Genomic DNA, 18,223 nt, shown 5'->3' with positions numbered 1-18,223 from the left:
TTACTAACCGTATGGTACTTAACAATATTAATGGTATTCCTTTAGTTAACCCATTTGCTATTGCTATTGGTCAAGGTATTCCTTTAGGTGAAGAAATTGCGGCTGACGATATTGTACTTGCGGAAAGCACTCCATCAAATACTTCTACAGGTGGCGTGTTATTTTTACCTTCAGCTAATAATTTACTACCTATTTTCCTACAAGTAGTTACTAATATTTCTCCTGCAACTGATTTTGATGGTATTGGTGGTAATAATGATTTAGCAATAATGGAGCAAAATCTAGGTATAATTTACTTACTCTATAACATTACAACCGATGGGGCAGAACAAATAGTTCCTATTGTTATTGGAGATATGTTTACTGACAGTTTTTTGCGTCCTACTTCATTAACTACTTTTTTTGACCCTAATATAGGCTTAAATAATATTGCTGTCACTGTAATTGCTAGAAACAATAATGATACTAGTACTGGTCAATTAATAGTATTACTTAATGATGGAGTAGGCAATTTTGGAAACGATTTACTTTTTCGTCAATTTGTTGCTACAACTGGCCCAACTAATATTATGAGTGCAGATTTTAATCAAGATGGTGCTAGCGACTTGGTTTATATTGATTATGCCTCTAGTTTAGCTGTTACAGCAATGAATGACGGGACAAATCTATTTTTAGACCTAAAATTTCGTGAAACTGGCGGGTTTATCCCTGTGTCTGCTCAGTTATCAGATGTTAACGATGATGATATACCTGATTTAATGGTAATTAACCAAGGTAATGTTTCTGCTGGCAATCAATCTTTAGTTTCTGTTTTGATTGGTAAAATGGATGGAAGCTTTATTTTAACTAGTTTAATAGCTGTTCCAAACATTGCTATTTCTATTGCAGGTGGTCAAGCAGATTTCTTTGGAGATGGACGACCACAAATAGTAGATTTTAATGGAGATGGCTTCCCTGACTTTGCTGTAGCATCAAGTCGAACTAGTGCAATTAGTAACTCAATAATTTCTTCTGTAACACTTTTAATTAATCAACCTTCGCAACCAGGCAATTTCATAGTTCAACCACCAATACCGCTTTTTGACGATACAATTAATGGTTTTCCAGGTCTAATTTTAGAAGATCGATTGGGTGGCCCTGGAATAGTTACAGGTCGAGGAGGTCAAACAGGTTTAGGTTTTGCTTTTGGTGGAGCTAATTTTTTAATGGCTGCTGGAGACTTTAATGCTGATGGGTTTTCTGATTTAGTTGTAACAGGTAGCCAATTAAATCAAGGAAATTTTCGTTCATCAATTTACTTAGTTGGTAATGCTACGGCTGGAACAATGAGAACTGTTAGACCGCAGCGAAGCCCACAATATGGGGGCAGTGACCCTTTTATTGCTGGAGCAGATACTTTTATAGGTTGTGTTTCTGGTTGGTTTACTAATTCAGATTTTTTTAATGGCGCAGCAGATGTTTTGCATGTTTCTGTAAATGGAAGTATTTGGATTGATGCCAACAACACAAGAATATTAAATCATGCGCCTAGAATAATAATTGACCGAAAAGACTTAAATGCTGAGTTTGGAAAGGGAAAAAAACAATTTGTTACAGCAGGCGAAATTGTAACTATCCCTGTTATTGGTGATGATATTGAGGGGGATCCCGTTACATTTAGCTTAGTACCAACTCCAACAGGTCAACAACCTCCACGCTTTGTAACTATTGATACTATTGAAGGTCAAGGAGTTTTAACTATTGATACTTCCCTTTTTTCACAAACCGGGCCAAATCCAGCAATCTTTCGCATTGCTGTTCAAGGAACTGATTTAGCCCAAAGCGGAACTGGAGGAAGACAACCTCTATTTAATCGTGATTATTTTACTCTAATAGTACAACCTAATAACCCTCCAATAATTCAACCAATCCCTGAACAAACTGTAGCAGTAGATAATACAGTGATTGTTTCTTTACTAGTAAATGACCCAGAAAATGATGAAGTAATAATTGATGTTGTTTGTGATAAAAATCAGTTTGTAATAGCAGAAGGTACAGATTTAACTATTGCTCCAACAATTGAGGATCTTGGGTTAAATGTTTGTGCTGTAACAGCAACTGACATTTTGGATTAAGCAGCACAGTTGGCTTAACTATTAATGTTGTGCCTAGAGCTAAAGAAAACCCAATAATTGATCAAATCGATGACCAAATAATAGGCCCAATTGATGTTATAGAAATCCCTGTAACATCTTTTGACCCTGAAGGAGATGAAAATTTAACTTTATCTTTGCTAACTGCTCCAGATTTTGTAAATCTAATTGATAATGGAGATGGAACAGGAACTATAATTTTAATGCCAAATCTATTTTCACCTGCTTTTAGCAATGTGGTTGTACAAGTTACTACTTCAGATAATCGCTTTGCTACAACTTCTTTTAACATCATCATAGATGGAGTATTTATTGTTGATGCAGTTTTTGACAAACAAATGCTATTTATTCAAGGTCGTGACTATGGCATAAACGGCGCACAAGTTATTATTAATGACCAAGATGTAAGTCAACAAATTATTAGTCAATCTAATTTTTCTCTCACCCTAAAAGGCAGTAAACGTAAGTTAAACTTACAATCAGGAGATAACTTAATCCAAGTTATGGTTGAAAATAGAATTTCTGACGCTTTTATACTTACGTTAGAGTAATCTAATTATTTGCCGATTTCCTTTACAACACAAGTAATTACAAACTTTTTAATCAATCTACTTAAATTATTAAAAAACATTATAAGACTTCTAATTGACTAGAATATTATTTTAGAATATTATTCTAGTACTATGAATAAACCATCTACCCGCGAAAGTATCTTAAAAGCTGCATTAGAGTGTTTTAACCAAATAGGTTTTCAAGCAACTACAATTGAGGAAATTCGCGCTCGCTCTCAAGCTAGTACTGGTAGTATTTACCATCATTTTGGAGGTAAAGAGCAACTTGCAGCAAGTCTCTATATTGAAGGGCTACAAAGCTATCAAACTGGTTTAATAAAGGAATTAGAAGAATACAAAGATGCAGAATTAGGTATTAAAGCTCTAGTCAAATACCACTTACAATGGATTAGCAAAAATGCTGATTTAGCACGCTATATTTTCCATACTCGACAAGCTGAATTCATTGGCAACCAAAAAGCTACCCTAAAAACAATGAACAAAGATTCATTTCAAGCCTTATCAAAGTGGTTAAAACCTCATATTAAAGCTTCTAAAATCAAAGACTTACCAATGGATGTTTATTTATCAATTTTAATTGGCCCGAGCCAAGAATTTTCCCGTCATTGGCTAGCAGGCAGGGTAAAAACTAGCCTTGAGCTAGCTAGCGAATTACTTGCAGAAGCAGCTTGGAAATCAATAGCTTATTAAATTTACTTTTTATAAGGAGCTAAAATGTCTCAAATTATTGATATGTGGGCACCTCTTGTCCCAACGCCAAAATTTCTTGCGCATGCAAGAGACAATTTTCCTAGTCAAATGCTAGGATATTTACGAATTTTCTATCATGAAACTGCTACAGAAGAATCTGTTGAAAGATTTATTGATAAATTTCACCAAGGCTTATCAGTCGCACAATATGTAAAATTAATGGATAAAGCTGGAATCAATAAATCTTTAATTACTGGGTTTGATGAGCTTACCAGCACAGGAAAAACATTTTCACCTAATTATTTAATTTCGGAAATTTTACATGAAGCCCCTAGTCGATTTATTGCGTTTGCTGGTGCAGATATTTTTCAAGGAATGCGAGCAGTAAAAGAAGTTGATAGACTTGTAAAAGAGGAAAATTTCAAGGGTCTAAGCTTAAGACCCTTTATGATTGGGCTTCCGCCAGATGATCGGCGTTATTATCCTTTTTATGCTAAATGTGTAGAGTTAGACATTCCTGTTAGTGTACATGCTTCAGCCAATTGGACAGAAATGCGTCACAACGAGTTAGCTCATCCACGACATTTTGACAATGTAGCTTGTGATTTTCCAGAGCTAAAATTAATTCTTAGTCATGGTGGGTATCCTTGGATTTTGGAAGCATCCTCTTAGCACGTAAACACCAAAATGTTTATTTAGAATTAGCTGCACATCGTCCTAAGTATCTAACTCAAGCAGGCACAGGTTGAGAACCATTATTTACTTTTGCCAATAGCATTATTCAAGATCAGGTGCTTTTTGGTACAGGGGCATTTTTACTAGGTAGGCCATTGGTAGAAATAACAACAGAATTTCAAGCTTTACCAATCAAACCAGATGTTATGGAAAAATGGTTATATAAAAACGCTCTAAATTTGTGGCAATAAAAAGAAAAGAGGTTAGAAAAATTTTTCTAACCTCTTAATTTACTTAAAGTTAACTAATCCAATTAACTAATAACGCCATCCACCACGTCTATTATTTTGAACTGGAGGACAACTATTTGGAAAATTATTTCTATTTCTTCGATTATTATTACGATAATTTACTTGATCAAATTGAGAGCGACGACCACTATAACCATCTCTGTAACCATCTTCAAAGGCATCTCTAAAGGCGCGTTTATAGTCATCTTTATCGCCAAATTCACGACGATAACCACTATCACCATCACGATAAGTTTTACTGCGATCTACATCAAAAGAATTTCTATAACTGCGATCATTGCTTCCTGCGCCAAAACCTAAGCGATAGCCATTTTCCCATGCAGGAGAATAGAAGTTATTGTTGTAGCGATCATTATAATCATAGCGTTGATTGTAGTTACGATTTTGGGCATTAGCATCAACGGAAAGGGTGAATAATAAAGCAATAGCACCTAAAGTGGCAAAACCTATTTGGTGTAGAAAACTTTTTTCATAGCAAGACACTCCTTAAAAAATCTATTAGAAAACTTATTTTTGTGTTAACTTTTTTGTGCCTGCTACTAGGGCATTTCTTGTGCCAAAAATATATATTTTTATGAAATTTCATAACTTATTGATAAACAATTAGTTAGAATATATTATTGTTTAATATTATTTCATTTTTTTTAATTTATGAAGCATATCGTGTAACTTATAACTATTTGCGTCTTTAGGTTCTAAAATGCTCTAAAATCTCTATTGATTGTAAGTTTTATTTGTAGTGCAATTGGCAACTTGAGAGAAGGTTGTTATAATCAAATTGCCTAAGAAGTAAGTAATCCAAATTGATTTTCAGCGCGTACATATATAGTGGAAGCAAAACGTATTTTATTAAATCCAGAAATACCAGAATCAACTGCTTATGACTTAATAGCAAGAATGGCACAGCAAGATCAAATAGCTTTGCAAGACTTCTATGACCGTTATAATAAGTTAGTTTTTTCTTTAGCATTAAAAGTTCTTAATTGTCGCACAGAAGCAGAAGAAGTTACTTTAGAAGTTTTTTGGCAAATTTGGCAACAAGCTAGCCAATATAGGGAAAACCGCGGTAGTGTAGTTGCTTGGCTAGTAATGATTGCTAGAAGCCGTGCTATAGATCGTCGTCGTGCTAGAGATCGTATTAGCAACACGCTTTATGTAGTTGATAATAATAATCTTAATGATTCATCTATAGATAGTGCATTAGATCCTGAAGAAAATTTTTAGACTGCTCAACGCCGTGAAGCTGTGATTAATGCTTTATAAGAAATGAGCGATAAACAAAGAATGGCAATAGAATTAGCTTATTTTGCTGGTTTAAGCCAAAGCGAAATAGCTACTCAATTACAAGAGCCTCTAGGCACAGTAAAAACCCGTATTCGCACAGGAATACAAATCTTACGTGAAAAGTTAAAACGTTATATTTAATTATGATTGAATGTAGCTTAAATAAAGAACTTAAAGATTCTCTAGCTTGTTATTTGTTGGGTGAGTTAGCCCCTAGTGATATAGCAGCTATAGAAAAACATTTAGCCCTAGGTTGTAGTAGTTGTGAAGAAGACGTTGCACAACTAAGAGAGTCTTTAACCTCATTAGTTTGTAGTATCCCTCTTTCTAACCCTAGTGAAAGTGTTAAGGAAAAATTACTAAATCGTGTTTGTAGTGAAACCAGGCCACAAAAGCCATTTAAGTTGATTATTCCTACTAAACCTTGGTATCAAACTACTTTTAACTTATTAGGTCGTATAGCTGCTTCTTTAGTAATTCTTTTACTTTTAGCAGAAACTGTTTATCTAATTGAATTCAATAAACGCGCTCGTCTACAAGCTAGTTTGCAAGAAGCACAAATTAACACACTAAAAGAACAAATTAACCAAAAACAAAAAGTTATTTCCAGTATTGGTAGTAGCCGACGATTAATTATTTTAGATAGCAAACTAATTAATAAAGCTTCTGGTCAAGCTTTTTGGGATACTAACCAAAACACTTGGTTATTTTATATTAGTAACTTACCCCCTGCTCCAAAAGGTAAAGTCTATCAACTATGGTTTATTACAGGGGATCAAAATGTTGTTAGTGGTGGAATATTCCAAACTGATGCTAGTGGTAATGCTCAATTGCCTTTGGCTACACCTCGTAAATGCCAAAATATTCAGGAGGCTGCTATTTCCTTAGAACCTGAAGGTGGTAGTGTAACACCTAGAGGTGCTATATATTTATCAGGCCCAATTTAATTATTTTAAGTTTGTTTTTAAAGAAAAAGCCCAAGGCTATCTTGGGCTTTTTTATTTTAAGAGGTCAAATTAATAAACTTGGAGTTTTTGGAGATTGTGATAAAACTACACCTTGTTCTGCAATAGCTTGTTTAATAACTGAAAAGTTAGCATCATCAACAGGTAAATCAATTACAGCTAAAGGGGAAGTACGTGATCTAATACGATAGCGAGGCCCAGCTAGAGTATGGCTATAAGTAATATTAGCTATTTCATCCCATTTAATTAAAAATAGAGGGATTCCACAACAATATTGTCTAATGCCTTTTTTTGAAATTTCTAAAGAACATCCTCGGCCTAAAGTTACTGACCAAATTATCATTATTAAAATAAAACTACCTAATGAAAATGGGTTAGCATTAATTAAACTAAGCATTAAAAGAATTGGTACAAAAGTAACCAATCCGGCAGTTAACACATAATTGATTGGAGTTTTTTCTTTAATAGTTAAACTTGTATTTTCCTGCATAAACTACCCCAGGGATTAAATATTAAGCAAAAAAATCTCGATGATCTACATACATACAGCGATCCATTATTATTTGTATATTATTTTTAGCTAATAATTCTGCTGCTTTGTTATTAATAATACCGCTTTGCAGCCAAAGAGCTTTAGGCTGAATTACCAGAGCCTCTTCAGCATGTGGGAAAACATCTTCAGAACGACGAAATATTTGTACTATATCAACAGGTTTTGGAACTTCTAATAAATTAGCAAAACATTTAATCCCTTCAATTTCCGTTAACTTTGAATTAATAGGTATTATTTTGTAACCTTGGTCAAGCATATATTTAGGAACATAATAAGATGGTTTATAAGTTGTTGCTGTCATACCTACTACAGCAATAGTTTTACTAGCTCCTAATAATTGCTTAATAGCTGCAACATCATCACTGATAATATTACTTTGCCAATTCTCCAACTTTGATCCCTTATAAGCCAAGCAATTATTTGTCACCTAGCTATTGCAAAATTTTTTTGAAATAATAGCTAGATACCTGACTGTGTTTTTTTGTTAAAAACACGTACTTGTTTATTTTCACTATTATTCTTAGGTGTAATAGTAATGGTTAAAACCCCTTCACCAGAAATATTCCAGGTTTCATTTTCGCTACTATTAGGCATTTGCACTTCACCTGTAAAAACTTTTTCTGTTTCTACAACTAGTTCATTAGCTGCATTATAACGAAAACTTCTTTTTTGGATAAAACCTCTTCTATCAGCTTTTTCTACAGTAGTACCATCCATAGGAAAAGTGTCTGGTTCGCTAGAAATTTTTTGTCCTCGCCCTTGGAATTCTGTAGAAACTGTTATTGTTTTGTTATCTTGTTTAATGATTAGTAAATATTCTTGGACGGTTGCAAATATTTGGAGTAAGTTAACGCTTTTTTCTTTGTCTAATACCCAAACTCCATTAAAATCTGCATTTTCTGCGGCTTTAATTGAAAATGAAAAAATATTTGGGCTAAAAATTGTTAAAAATGTTGTATATATAAATGTTCTACGATTTAACATTTTGCACAAAACTCCTAAAATAAAAGTATTACGTTAGTTAGATTTTTATAAAATTTAATAATGTTAGCATAGTTGCTATTTAATTAAATAGCCAATTATTCTAACCTAAAAAGAGCTACTTTTCTTACTTAGTCCAACTTTAAGGATATATTATGTATAGTAAATTGCTATTTATTTTACTCGTAATCTTAATTAGTAGTTGTAACATGGGCAATGCGCCTAAGCTTGTGAGCAGTGAATCTATGGATACTTCATCAAATATACCTAATCGCCCTCTAACTTTAAGAGAACAAATAGAAGCTTCTCGCCAAGAAAAAGATCGTATCTTAAAGCTTTCTCCAGATAGTCCAATATTAAAAGAAGAAAGAACTAATTTTAAGGGATTAAATTATTTTCCTGTAAACCTAAATTATCGCCTTGATGCAAAGTTTGAAGTTTACAAAGATAAAGAACAAATTAAAATGCTAACTAGCAAGGGTGAAAAAGATGTATATATCTGTTATGGAGCATTAAAATTTACTTTAGATGGCGTTGAATGCTCGCTAGATACTTTTAAGTCACTTTCTACAGATGTTGATCCTAAAAGGCTTTTTATTCCTTTTCGTGATACAACTTCTGGAAAAGAAACTTATGGAGCAGGTCGCTACCTAGAATTAGATGAAAATACTAATGGTATTTACATAATTGATTTTAACTTAGCTTATAATCCATATTGTGCTTATAATATAGATTTTAGTTGTCCCCTTCCACCAGAACAAAACACACTAAAAGTAGCTGTTCGTGCTGGAGAAAAAAATTATCATGAGTAAGAATTAATTTTTATTTTTCGAGAAAAAATCTATGGCTAGATATAAATTAATATTAAAACAAGCAATATTTACTGAGTTAGAAAACTCACAAATAGAAGCAACCGTTATACTTAATACCCAAGACAAAACCTACACGGGCATCAAAAAAGGTGAAAATAACCCTAGCAATAGGCTACGTTTAGCTGTTGAAGCTACTCTAGTAGCCTTAGAGCAATCTACTCCAAAACCTGTCAAGTTTGAGATTTCAGATATTACTATTAAAGAATTTGGTGGACAAAGCCATAAATTTTTAGTTGTATTGCTTAAAACAGATTACTTTATTCAACCTGTTGGGGAAGCTATTGAGCTTTTAGGGGCATGTCAGCTTTCTGAAAATGGGGCAGATGCTGAAACGGCAGCCCGTGCAACACTAGATGCTACTAACCGAACTGTAAGTTCAATGCTTGGTGGAAGGTAAAATATCTTTATAACTCAACTAAATAAGTAACTATGCCAATATTAGTTTTACCTCCAAGATATACAGAAGATTCTATAAGTCTTTGGAGGACAGCAAAAGAACTTGGTTGGAAGGTTGAAAGGTTGGTGTCATGGAGAATGCCACCAAATATTGTTGATTCCATAGTTGTAATTTATGGCGAATCCCTTTTTGCTGCTGTGGTTTCAGAAAATTTAGAAATTTCGCTAATTGAGCCAACTTTTGATTGGTTGGTTAAGCTACCATTGAAATATCTAAAACGGCAAATTCAGTATAAGACACTAGGCCAGTTAGAAAAAATAGAAGAAAAAATCTTTATAAAACCTGCTGATGATAAATGTTTTAGGGCAAAAATATATGAGCAAGGCGAAATAATCCCATCAGCAGACTTACTTCCTAGCAATACTCCTATACTAATATCTGAAGTTGTAAATTGGATGTCAGAATTTAGGAGTTTTATAATTGAAAGAAGTGTTGCAACAATCTCTGTTTATGCAAGAAATGGTAAAACAGCACAAGATGATGAAGGAAATTGGTTTGCTTCTAAAGATGAAATAATAGAAGCAAAAGCATTTATTGAAAACTTTTTAGCTGATTCAGAAGTAGCCTTGCCACCATCAGTTGTTGTAGATATAGGATTTATAGCTGATCGTGGTTGGGCTGTTATTGAAGCTAATCCTTCCTGGGGGTCAGGAATTTATGGTTGTGATCCTTATGAAGTTCTTAAAGTTATTTCTAGAGCTTCTATCAAAACTTCTTTACTAACAAACCAAGATAAGCAATGGATTATTAACCGTTCTTAAAACCTAGCAAATCTTAAAGCAAAAGAGCTAGAGAACATCCCTAGCTCTTTTGAAAATCTAACAAAATTACTAGCTTTTATGCGTAAGAATGTAAACCAGGTAGCAAATAACTTACACCTAAGTAAGTAAAAAGCATAAAAGCAAAACCAATGATTGCAAAATATGCAGAACGACGACCTTTCCAGCCATGTGTAAAGCGGGTATGTAAGAAACCAGCATAAGCTAGCCAAGTTACAAGTCCCCAAGTTTCCTTAGGATCCCAACTCCAATAAGTTCCCCAGGATTCATTTGCCCAAACAGCACCTAAAATTAACATTAAGGTAAAACCTGGAAAACATACAGAGACTAGTTTATAGTTAAGATCATCTAGTACTTCTAGCGGAGGAATATTCTTTAAGATTTGCTCACCTTTTAACTTAAATAATCCAAAGAACAAGCCACCAACAATAATTACAAAAAATCCTGTGCTAACAACTGGGTTAGAGCTAAAATTAACTCTAAGGTTTGGGCCCATTTGAGTTAGCCAAGCTTTTCCATCCACATGCTTATGGTCTGCTCCACCACCATCATCATGATTATGACCATCATCTCCAAGCAATGCTTCCACCTTAGCCATATTTGAAGCTGAAATATAAGGAGAAAAATCTTTGACAGTCTTCATTTGATAGTAAAGTGTACCTACAGCTAAAGCTTGTAATAAAACAGCAAGTCCAAACAAAGCATTAGCAGCTTTACGTAGTTTTGCATCTTCTCCTAAAAACATATCCTTAAGATACATTGCAGAAGAAGCCAAAAACAGCACTACAACTAATTGTAAAAATCGTCCGACAAAAGGAAATTCTGCTGTTAGAAAATCGCCTCTTGCTCCAGAAAACCTAATGGGCTGCTCACCTACTTTTGGTGTAAGCATCACTATATTCATTCCAAAACTTCCACCTGTAAGCGAGAAGTTACCAAAAAGTGCTGCTACTAGTAAATAAATACCTAAACCGAATAGAGCAACACTTAAAGCGATTCTTTCAGGCTTCATATTGTCTTTTAATAGGTAAATTATTCCAACAGCAAAAGTAACGGCACATATACCATAGCTTAAAGCCGCTACACCTACGTGTATTGGTCGCCAATAGCTTCTTAAAATTGGTTGGATTGGTTGAGTGATATCATTACCTAAAAATACAGCTAGGATTAAAAATAGCGCACCAACAGGCATTGTCACCGCGCCTAAAAATTCATATCTCTTACGTACACCTACTAAAACGGCTGTAAGACCTAAAAATGTAGTTAACCCTAAAGTAATGTCGTAGAGATTAGAAAGTGGGAAAGTATGGTTAATTTTTTCGGCCAAAGGTAATGTAGGCCAAATTGTCACCATATCGCCTTGGGCTTTAGTAAATTCTGTATATTCAATCCAGCGCATTCCCCAAGCAGAAAAATTAAGCATAAAACCTAGAATCATTGTCCACATGCCTAATTTTCTCATTAATGGTTCGCGTCCCATCAAATACATACCAAAAAACAAAGAAGATGCTAAATAGCAAATCAAAGCCAAGTTTGTTTGGCTAGCTTCTTTTAAAACATCAAGCTTAGTACCTTGAAAACGAACTAGAACTAAAACAGTTGCTCCAACAATAGCAATAATTGTTGGAAGTAAAGAGTTTATGTTAAACCAATTTTCGCCAGAAACACTAGGTGGTGAATAGTGCGCGGCTTCTGCTTTTGAAGACATTTTTATCCCTCCAAGCTTAGTACAGTTATTAGAAAGTTAGTTTATTAACAGAATGTTAAAAAGAAAATTACCCAAATTATAAATTATGTAAACAGCTTATGCTAGGCTCAACAGATAAGTTTAGCTAGTAAAATCAAAAACTTCCGAGGCTACACCGTCAACAACAATTACTAATTTATTGCTTCGTCCAGTCTCTCTTAAGTTTAATTGCTCTGGTGTACCTTCTATCATTAACCTACCTTTAATAGGAGCAAATTTTATAGGTAAATTAATTCTCTCTCCATTTATACGAATAATTGCGTTATCAGAAAAATTGCGACCAAATACTTTTAGTTTGCCTTTTTTGTAAAGGGCCCTAGTTATTACAGGTGATAGACCTTCAACATCTGCTACACCTCGTATTAACCAAGCAACGGGTTGAAGTTGAAAGTTAGGAAAAACTTCATCTACCCGCAAAAAAGTCCTACCAGCATCAAGAGTTACATAAGATTGACTACCAATAGGTTTAACCAAACCAACTGTGTCACCAAAAGCAGGTAAATCAGCAATAAAAATAGTGTCAATTACCCCAACAATAAAATTACCAGAGTTAATAGTAATTAATTCTGGTAGAAGGTAACTTTCAAAATTACCAGGATTATTACAGGTTACAGGAAATAAAACGGCAGGCGTTTGATTTGCATCTGGCCCATTTCCTTCAGGATCAGTATAAACGGCAATTCTTAGAGGTGAGCCAGCTAATACTCCTCGTGATCCATCACTAAAAGCAATTCTTACTTCTTTAAGTGTAGCTGGGTAGCCATCAGGTTTTAATGAATTAAACCAACCAAATCCAGGATCACCAGTTCCACCATAACGACCATCACCGCTACCATCATCTATAAGTAAGAGTTGTTCTCCAAGTGCTTGAGGGTTAATACCTTCTATTTGTGCCTTAATTAAATTAATTGAGGATTTATTAGCTTGAATTGATGGTAAAAGTAGAATGCTGATAATAAGCATTAAGCTTGCATATATTAATAAACTTAATTTTTTAAATACATAAAAATTATCACCTATTGATATTTCTGTGCATATTGTCGCAATCTAGCTATCTGTTGATTAAGTAAATCTGTGTATTCAGACACTGGACAAAGCTTTACATACTCAGTAAAAACTTCTGCTGCTTGAGCAATACGCCCTAGTTTTATCAATACATACCCAGAATTATAAAGTGCTGTACCGTAATCAGGTAATATTTGTAGAGCATTATTATAACTTTCCAAAGACTCCTCATAACGCTGCATTTCTGCTAATACATAGCCTCGGTTATACCAGGCTTTGTAATAATCTGTTTTTAAGTGAATAGCTTGTTCAAAACAATATAAAGCATCTGCTAATCTGTTAGCACGTGTAAGTACAACTCCTCGATTATTCCACATTGCAGGATCTTCTGCTCTTAACTGCAAAGCTGATTCATAAATTTCTGCTGCTTCTTCAAATTGCCCTATTTTTGCTAAAACATAAGCTCGATTATACTTAGCAGGTCTATAGTCTGAACGCAAATTTAGAGCTTTTTGATAACTTTCTAAGGATTCGGCAAATTCTTCTATTCTAGCTAGTGAACAACCACGATTATTCCAAGCTAAATAATGATCTGGTTTAAGTTCTACTACATTGTTATAGCTATCTAAGGCATCATCAAATCTACCTAATATATTTAGTACATTCCCATGGTTAAACCAAGATAAGTAAAAATCTGGCTTTATTTCAACAGCCTTTGCAAAAGCATTAAGAGCATCCTCATAACGCTCTAATTCAACTAATGAGCAGCCATAGTTATACCAAAGCACTGGCTCATCAGTAATTAAGCTTAAAGCTTGCTCAAAATTTTCTGCTGCTTTCTTAAATTGACCAATAAAAAATTGTTCATTTCCTTCTTTAAACAATTGTTCCGCAGCACGCGACATGGTGTTGATTCCTAATTGTGAGGTAATTGTTTAGATATGTGACCTATTCTAGCATAGGTCTACTAAATGTTTATAAGCTTTATAGATGATCCATTACTCTCTATAAAGCTTATATTTTGGTAGATTAATGATAATTTCCAGCAAAATAGTTTAGTTTTTGATTTATTAAACTAATTATTTTCTAGTTTTTTGATTATTGAAGATTTATCAGATAATTCATTGACTAATTGTTTTTGTAGTTCTACTACTTTAGCCATAATCTGAGAAACTTGATCTGTTGGACTTGTTGCTTTACGTGCTGCACCTGTTTCTCCTGAATCTTTCATATTTACAGGATCATTAGTTGCTTCTAAACGACGCGCACCGCTAACGCCTTCTCCTAAACCTGTGCTACTAGCACCAATACCTTTTTTAAGAGCGTCTATAGATGCTGTACCTGCGGCAGAATTAGGATTTTCATTTCCCTTAGCTGTAGATTGAAGTTGTTGTATTGAATTAACTAAACGGCTTAAATCATTTTTTTAACTGAGAGGAAAATTATTTTGATTATCTTGTATAGGGTCAATATTAGTAATAGGTTTGTTATAAGAACTACTAAAATTTTGCGAACGTGCTGCCATTGATTCTATAGGTGAATCGCTAGGAGGTGTAACTTGCTTTACAGATAAACCTGCAAAATTGCCTCCACTTTTTGATGGTTCGGTTAATTCTTGTTGCTTTAGTAAATCAGCCTTGGTTTATTCCACTAAGATTGCCTTTTATATTATTAATACTCATAAACTTATACCTTAAATTAATATAATGAAATTTATTGCTGTTTTGTTGGAATAGTCAGAAGGCTTATCGGCAAAGCAAACTATTTAGTTGCCCTGGGCAAACAAAATTAAAAACTATTGATAAAAAATATCTTTAAGTTCAACCATTATTAGATTTTCTGCATCTAGTCTATGGGAACTTACTGTTAACTTAAACAAAATAAAGGGGTGCAGATTATATGGCTAAATCAACCAATAAACATTATATGACCCGGCGAGGTCGTCAATATTTAATTGAACGCAAACAAGATGGAACTTTTGGCAAATTTATCCCTATTAGCAAAACTAAAGCTAAAAAGGAAAATCCTAAAAAAACTTCTACTACAACTGAACCAACAAAGACTTTAAGTGTTTAATCAACGAAATTTAACCTTAAAAAGTAAAAGTGCTGAGTGAAATATCTCAGCATTTTTATTTTTGACCTATAAAATCTAGTCAATGCTCTTGCGTTAAAGCTTAAAGCTTGTCAAGATTAAAAAATCAATTTTCAGTAATCATTTTGGAGTAATACTGGTAGAGTTATGGCTAAACAAAAAAAACTATTTTATTTACTTGCTATATTTTTCTTAATATTTTCACTAGAGCAACCAAATTTTAGTCAAGTTAATAAAGAAGTTAGTAAAGGTTCATCTCTAATTTCTTTTGTTGCACAACCTCCATTATCTCAAGATGAAATCTTAAACCGGGTAAAAGCAGCACGGGCAGCACGTCAGGATTTTGATGATATTGCCGCAGATGTTGATCAAAGAGGAATAAATTTTGTCCCACAAGAACAACTTTTTAACCAACTAAGATTTTTCCGAGCCAGTATTGTTAATAATGCTTTAGCACGTGCTGATGAACGTCGCAAAGCTTTGATGACCCAGCCAAAAACTACAGAAACAGAAGTAATAGAAAATCTTTCTGACGAAGAAAAACAAAACCTTAAATCACTTCCATTTATTGAGCAGGCAAGAAAAGTCGCTCTAGCCTATGTTTCTTCGCTTCCTAATTTTATTGTTCGTCAACAAGTCCAACGTTATGGCCGCCCATTAGTTGAAGGCTGGAAGCTAGGCGACTATTTAGAATTAGCCGTTAGCTATGCTGCAGATCGTGGCGAAGACATAAAACTAAAACTAAAAAATGGGCGTGCTGCTAATACTACATTTGAAGAAGTTGGTGGACTAACTTCTACTGGTCAATTTGCAGGTCAGCTATCAGCTATTTTTAGCCCAGAATCAAAAACTTTATTTACCGAAAAAGGCAGTACGAATTTTTATGGACAACCCTGCTTAGTTTTTGAATATAGAGTAGAAACTAGAAACTCTCGCCAACAAATAAAAATTGGCAATGCCCAAGTTATTACTGGTTATCAAGGTCGGCTCTATATCCATCAAGAATCTAAACAAATCTTAAGAATGGAACAAGAATCAATTGAAATTCCTTATACTTTTCCCATCCTAGATGCTACTTCTTCAGTAGATTTTGGCTGGGTAAATATTGCTGGTAGAGACTATTTACTACCTGTTAATGCTCAAGTTTCTTTAACAAGCCGAGAAGATCGCTTTACTGCTCTTAACTGTATTTCTTTTAATAAATATAACAAGTTTGATACAGACGTTAAGTTAGTCGATTAACAAAACTGTTAATTTGACTTATCCTGAGTAAATTTGATACGAATAAGTTCATGAAACTGTCCTTGACTACTATCTTTAGTGATAATAATTTTTTCTACTGGTGAAACGCTATCTAGCAAACTTGCAATATTTCCTGTAAAAAAATCTTCTGTGCTAGCATCTGATGTTGCATGTGTTTCTTGGTAATCGTCAATTGCGTCTTCTTGTATTTTGCTAAAAATACCATCAAAAACCTGTTGTCTTTGAGTAAAATCAATTACAGTTAAATTTGTAATCGGTTTGCTAGAAATATTTTCTAGTTTTCTTTTGCTGCTAGCATTTTTTTCCATTTTTTTAAGTAAATTTCTATTATTGCTAATAATTAAATCTTGTCCTTTTAGTTGATAGCAAATCTCCCAACCCAACATTGGCATTGTTAAAATTCTGGTTTGACCGCTTAAATTTTGCCAAGAAAGATTATTGCTATTGCCTGCAATCATCGTGCTATCAGACGCTAGCTTAGAAACTACTGTTTCAAAAGCTAATTGATCAAAATTTGCAGCATCTTCCAAACTAACAATAATTGCTTTATGAAATTCTGCAAATAGCGGCCCGTCTATAGCTTGTGGTTCTTGAAGTAATGCAACAGTTTTTGCATTTGTAAAAATTTGATCAAGTTTTTCCAAAACACTTGCACGCTTGTAATAACTTGTTTTTGGAGTAATTTCTAAATCATCAGCATCTACTGGATCATTTATCTGTTTATTAAAATCATACTCATATAAATAGTAATCTACATAATCATTATAGTAATAATCCGAGGGTTCGGATTGTTCAGCTTCAGCATAGTAATAATATGAGTGGCGTTTTGTTGCTTTTGCTGGTTCTAAGTCATTATCAAACAAATAGTTATGTATGGTTTTAGAAATTTTATTTTCTTGATCTACAGCCTCTATTTTTAGATAAGGCAGATCATCAGGAATAAATTGATTGATACGTTTTACTTCCAAAGAAGGAATTTGTTTAGCTGTTAGGTCTGTTTTTGTTAAAAAATATCGTTCTTCACGCCATTCTTTATCTTTTAATTCAATATCAAAAATTGCAGCTTGGATATTTTTTAGCTCATCTAAGTTTTTCATTATCCAGTAGTTACGAAAATAATAATCTTTATTCAGTTTTTCTTGTGCTACCCAAATAGTTGCATAGTGAGGAGTTATTTTTTTAATCAAATTTTGATAAGTAGGCTCTGAAGTTAATCTATCTGTAGATTGCGAAGTTATTTTGCTGCTTACATTGGTTAGAGTACGAATCATCAATTGTTCATTAGTAGTCAAAATAAAATAGCCATTTTCTAAAGCAAAACTTATCCGTTGTGTTTGACGTTCTCGATCAACTTTTATTTCTTTTACAAAATATTTAGCACCGGATTTTAGCTTGTTTTCTTCAAAGTTACTTTTATTAGCAAGTAAGTTAGAAAGCAAAAATTTTTCTGTTGTTAAAGGAGCAATAAAAACCACATCTAAGCGACCAATATCATAAATTGCTATAGCGGCTTGTTTTTCGCTTATTTCATCCAAAAATTGATCATTAATTTCTATCCCTAACCCTTGGCTAAGATCAGTAAAACGATCTGATATTTTTCTGCCTAAATGTCTTTCTGTAAATTGCTGATAATTTGTGCTAGACAAATAACGCTCTTTAAGTTCTGAGTTATTCCAACTTTTTAACATTGTGGGTAAATCGTTAAATTGTGCAAAACTAGCACGCCTCGTGGAAAGTCGGCTGCTAGCGACCTGACATTACGAGCCGAATAACCGTTAATAATAAGTAAAGTGACAATAATAATTATTGCTGAGAATGTAATTAAAATTTTATGTATTTTCAT

22 protein-coding genes are annotated in these 18,223 nt (G+C 33.6%); 12 read left to right on the top strand and 10 right to left on the bottom strand.

Annotation, left to right across the window (positions count from 1 at the left end):
* Positions 1-11 precede the first annotated feature (11 nt).
* The 4 genes from IPK14_13855 to IPK14_13840 all read left to right on the top strand — a co-directional run bounded on the left by IPK14_13855 (position 12) and on the right by IPK14_13840 (position 4,066).
* Entirely contained in the window at positions 12-2,114 is a 2,103-nt protein-coding gene (locus IPK14_13855; GenBank protein ID MBK7994417.1) for a hypothetical protein, read from the top strand.
* Between the two features lie 29 nt (positions 2,115-2,143).
* The gene (locus IPK14_13850; protein ID MBK7994416.1) at positions 2,144-2,683 is read left to right on the top strand and encodes a hypothetical protein; all 540 of its coding nucleotides are present in this window, start codon (positions 2,144-2,146) and stop codon (positions 2,681-2,683) included.
* A gap of 132 nt (positions 2,684-2,815) precedes the next feature.
* Positions 2,816-3,394 (top strand): TetR/AcrR family transcriptional regulator, encoded by a 579-nt coding sequence (locus tag IPK14_13845; GenBank protein ID MBK7994415.1) that lies wholly within the window; start codon positions 2,816-2,818, stop codon positions 3,392-3,394.
* A 24-nt stretch (positions 3,395-3,418) separates the two neighbouring features.
* Complete coding sequence (locus tag IPK14_13840; GenBank protein MBK7994414.1) at positions 3,419-4,066, top strand: amidohydrolase; 648 nt, start codon at positions 3,419-3,421, stop codon at positions 4,064-4,066.
* Positions 4,067-4,386: 320 nt separating this feature from the next.
* Here IPK14_13840 and IPK14_13835 read toward each other — a convergent pair whose 3' ends face one another.
* Positions 4,387-4,863: a hypothetical protein gene (locus IPK14_13835; protein MBK7994413.1), complete on the bottom strand. Its 477-nt coding sequence runs from the start codon at positions 4,861-4,863 to the stop codon at positions 4,387-4,389.
* A gap of 345 nt (positions 4,864-5,208) precedes the next feature.
* Here IPK14_13835 and IPK14_13830 point away from each other — a divergent pair, with 345 nt between their 5' ends.
* From IPK14_13830 to IPK14_13820, 3 genes are read left to right on the top strand one after another with little or no spacing between them, the layout of a single operon-like run.
* Complete coding sequence (locus tag IPK14_13830) at positions 5,209-5,604, top strand: hypothetical protein (GenBank protein ID MBK7994412.1); 396 nt, start codon at positions 5,209-5,211, stop codon at positions 5,602-5,604.
* 42 nt (positions 5,605-5,646) lie between these two features.
* Positions 5,647-5,805, top strand: coding sequence for a hypothetical protein (locus IPK14_13825; protein MBK7994411.1), 159 nt, complete (start codon positions 5,647-5,649; stop codon positions 5,803-5,805).
* A 2-nt stretch (positions 5,806-5,807) separates the two neighbouring features.
* Complete coding sequence (locus tag IPK14_13820; protein ID MBK7994410.1) at positions 5,808-6,611, top strand: anti-sigma factor; 804 nt, start codon at positions 5,808-5,810, stop codon at positions 6,609-6,611.
* 64 nt (positions 6,612-6,675) lie between these two features.
* Here the strand turns inward: IPK14_13820 and IPK14_13815 are convergent, their stop codons facing one another.
* The 3 genes from IPK14_13815 to IPK14_13805 form a co-directional block, all read right to left on the bottom strand.
* Positions 6,676-7,119 carry a hypothetical protein gene (locus IPK14_13815; protein MBK7994409.1) on the bottom strand — a complete coding sequence of 148 codons (444 nt, stop codon included), beginning with the start codon at positions 7,117-7,119 and terminating at the stop codon, positions 6,676-6,678.
* Positions 7,120-7,141: 22 nt separating this feature from the next.
* Positions 7,142-7,483, bottom strand: coding sequence for a CoA-binding protein (locus IPK14_13810; protein ID MBK7994408.1), 342 nt, complete (start codon positions 7,481-7,483; stop codon positions 7,142-7,144).
* A gap of 158 nt (positions 7,484-7,641) precedes the next feature.
* Positions 7,642-8,166 carry a hypothetical protein gene (locus IPK14_13805; GenBank protein ID MBK7994407.1) on the bottom strand — a complete coding sequence of 175 codons (525 nt, stop codon included), beginning with the start codon at positions 8,164-8,166 and terminating at the stop codon, positions 7,642-7,644.
* 242 nt (positions 8,167-8,408) lie between these two features.
* On the opposite strand from IPK14_13805, the gene IPK14_13800 reads away from it, so the two are divergent.
* The 3 genes from IPK14_13800 to IPK14_13790 are packed head-to-tail and all read left to right on the top strand — an operon-like array spanning position 8,409 to position 10,253.
* Positions 8,409-8,975 (top strand): DUF1684 domain-containing protein, encoded by a 567-nt coding sequence (locus IPK14_13800; protein MBK7994406.1) that lies wholly within the window; start codon positions 8,409-8,411, stop codon positions 8,973-8,975.
* Between the two features lie 31 nt (positions 8,976-9,006).
* The gene (locus tag IPK14_13795) at positions 9,007-9,432 is read left to right on the top strand and encodes a hypothetical protein (protein MBK7994405.1); all 426 of its coding nucleotides are present in this window, start codon (positions 9,007-9,009) and stop codon (positions 9,430-9,432) included.
* 32 nt (positions 9,433-9,464) lie between these two features.
* Positions 9,465-10,253, top strand: a complete 789-nt coding sequence (locus IPK14_13790) for an ATP-grasp domain-containing protein (protein MBK7994404.1) — start codon at positions 9,465-9,467, stop codon at positions 10,251-10,253.
* A gap of 76 nt (positions 10,254-10,329) precedes the next feature.
* On the opposite strand, the gene ccsA is transcribed toward IPK14_13790, so the two are convergent.
* The 4 genes from ccsA to IPK14_13770 form a co-directional block, all read right to left on the bottom strand.
* A complete protein-coding gene (gene ccsA, locus IPK14_13785; GenBank protein MBK7994403.1) occupies positions 10,330-11,979 on the bottom strand; it encodes a cytochrome c biogenesis protein CcsA in 1,650 nt (549 codons plus the stop codon).
* A gap of 120 nt (positions 11,980-12,099) precedes the next feature.
* Entirely contained in the window at positions 12,100-12,981 is an 882-nt protein-coding gene (locus IPK14_13780; GenBank protein ID MBK7994402.1) for a hypothetical protein, read from the bottom strand.
* Between the two features lie 53 nt (positions 12,982-13,034).
* Positions 13,035-13,928: a tetratricopeptide repeat protein gene (locus tag IPK14_13775; GenBank protein ID MBK7994401.1), complete on the bottom strand. Its 894-nt coding sequence runs from the start codon at positions 13,926-13,928 to the stop codon at positions 13,035-13,037.
* Between the two features lie 170 nt (positions 13,929-14,098).
* Positions 14,099-14,254, bottom strand: a complete 156-nt coding sequence (locus IPK14_13770; GenBank protein ID MBK7994400.1) for a hypothetical protein — start codon at positions 14,252-14,254, stop codon at positions 14,099-14,101.
* Positions 14,255-14,922: 668 nt separating this feature from the next.
* Here IPK14_13770 and IPK14_13765 point away from each other — a divergent pair.
* Both IPK14_13765 and IPK14_13760 read left to right on the top strand, forming a co-directional pair.
* Positions 14,923-15,099: a hypothetical protein gene (locus tag IPK14_13765; protein MBK7994399.1), complete on the top strand. Its 177-nt coding sequence runs from the start codon at positions 14,923-14,925 to the stop codon at positions 15,097-15,099.
* 165 nt (positions 15,100-15,264) lie between these two features.
* Entirely contained in the window at positions 15,265-16,359 is a 1,095-nt protein-coding gene (locus IPK14_13760) for a hypothetical protein (GenBank protein MBK7994398.1), read from the top strand.
* 8 nt (positions 16,360-16,367) lie between these two features.
* Here the strand turns inward: IPK14_13760 and IPK14_13755 are convergent, their stop codons facing one another.
* Positions 16,368-18,068, bottom strand: a complete 1,701-nt coding sequence (locus IPK14_13755; protein MBK7994397.1) for a hypothetical protein — start codon at positions 18,066-18,068, stop codon at positions 16,368-16,370.
* Positions 18,062-18,223: a hypothetical protein gene (locus IPK14_13750; protein ID MBK7994396.1), complete on the bottom strand. Its 162-nt coding sequence runs from the start codon at positions 18,221-18,223 to the stop codon at positions 18,062-18,064. Before IPK14_13750 ends, IPK14_13755 begins: the two co-directional genes overlap by 7 nt.

The sequence above is a fragment of the Blastocatellia bacterium genome (assembly GCA_016713405.1).
Classification (GTDB): domain Bacteria; phylum Acidobacteriota; class Blastocatellia; order Chloracidobacteriales; family JADJPF01; genus JADJPF01.
The sequence above is the reverse complement of the archived record's forward strand: the minus strand, read 5'-3'. Positions and strand labels throughout refer to the sequence as shown.

Excerpts from the sequence above, each read along its gene's own strand:
- IPK14_13855 (MBK7994417.1), top strand. The coding sequence starts at position 12 with ATGGTACTTAACAATATTAATGGTATTCCTTTAGTTAACCCATTTGCT.
- IPK14_13845 (MBK7994415.1), top strand. The coding sequence starts at position 2,816 with ATGAATAAACCATCTACCCGCGAAAGTATCTTAAAAGCTGCATTAGAG.
- IPK14_13840 (MBK7994414.1), top strand. The coding sequence starts at position 3,419 with ATGTCTCAAATTATTGATATGTGGGCACCTCTTGTCCCAACGCCAAAA.
- IPK14_13825 (MBK7994411.1), top strand. The coding sequence starts at position 5,647 with ATGAGCGATAAACAAAGAATGGCAATAGAATTAGCTTATTTTGCTGGT.
- IPK14_13820 (MBK7994410.1), top strand. The coding sequence starts at position 5,808 with ATGATTGAATGTAGCTTAAATAAAGAACTTAAAGATTCTCTAGCTTGT.
- IPK14_13815 (MBK7994409.1), bottom strand. The coding sequence starts at position 7,119 with ATGCAGGAAAATACAAGTTTAACTATTAAAGAAAAAACTCCAATCAAT.
- IPK14_13810 (MBK7994408.1), bottom strand. The coding sequence starts at position 7,483 with ATGACAGCAACAACTTATAAACCATCTTATTATGTTCCTAAATATATG.
- IPK14_13805 (MBK7994407.1), bottom strand. The coding sequence starts at position 8,166 with ATGTTAAATCGTAGAACATTTATATATACAACATTTTTAACAATTTTT.
- IPK14_13800 (MBK7994406.1), top strand. The coding sequence starts at position 8,409 with ATGGATACTTCATCAAATATACCTAATCGCCCTCTAACTTTAAGAGAA.
- IPK14_13795 (MBK7994405.1), top strand. The coding sequence starts at position 9,007 with ATGGCTAGATATAAATTAATATTAAAACAAGCAATATTTACTGAGTTA.
- IPK14_13790 (MBK7994404.1), top strand. The coding sequence starts at position 9,465 with ATGCCAATATTAGTTTTACCTCCAAGATATACAGAAGATTCTATAAGT.
- ccsA (MBK7994403.1), bottom strand. The coding sequence starts at position 11,979 with ATGTCTTCAAAAGCAGAAGCCGCGCACTATTCACCACCTAGTGTTTCT.
- IPK14_13780 (MBK7994402.1), bottom strand. The coding sequence starts at position 12,981 with ATGCTTATTATCAGCATTCTACTTTTACCATCAATTCAAGCTAATAAA.
- IPK14_13775 (MBK7994401.1), bottom strand. The coding sequence starts at position 13,928 with ATGTCGCGTGCTGCGGAACAATTGTTTAAAGAAGGAAATGAACAATTT.
- IPK14_13770 (MBK7994400.1), bottom strand. The coding sequence starts at position 14,254 with ATGAAAGATTCAGGAGAAACAGGTGCAGCACGTAAAGCAACAAGTCCA.
- IPK14_13765 (MBK7994399.1), top strand. The coding sequence starts at position 14,923 with ATGGCTAAATCAACCAATAAACATTATATGACCCGGCGAGGTCGTCAA.
- IPK14_13760 (MBK7994398.1), top strand. The coding sequence starts at position 15,265 with ATGGCTAAACAAAAAAAACTATTTTATTTACTTGCTATATTTTTCTTA.
- IPK14_13755 (MBK7994397.1), bottom strand. The coding sequence starts at position 18,068 with ATGTTAAAAAGTTGGAATAACTCAGAACTTAAAGAGCGTTATTTGTCT.
- IPK14_13750 (MBK7994396.1), bottom strand. The coding sequence starts at position 18,223 with ATGAAAATACATAAAATTTTAATTACATTCTCAGCAATAATTATTATT.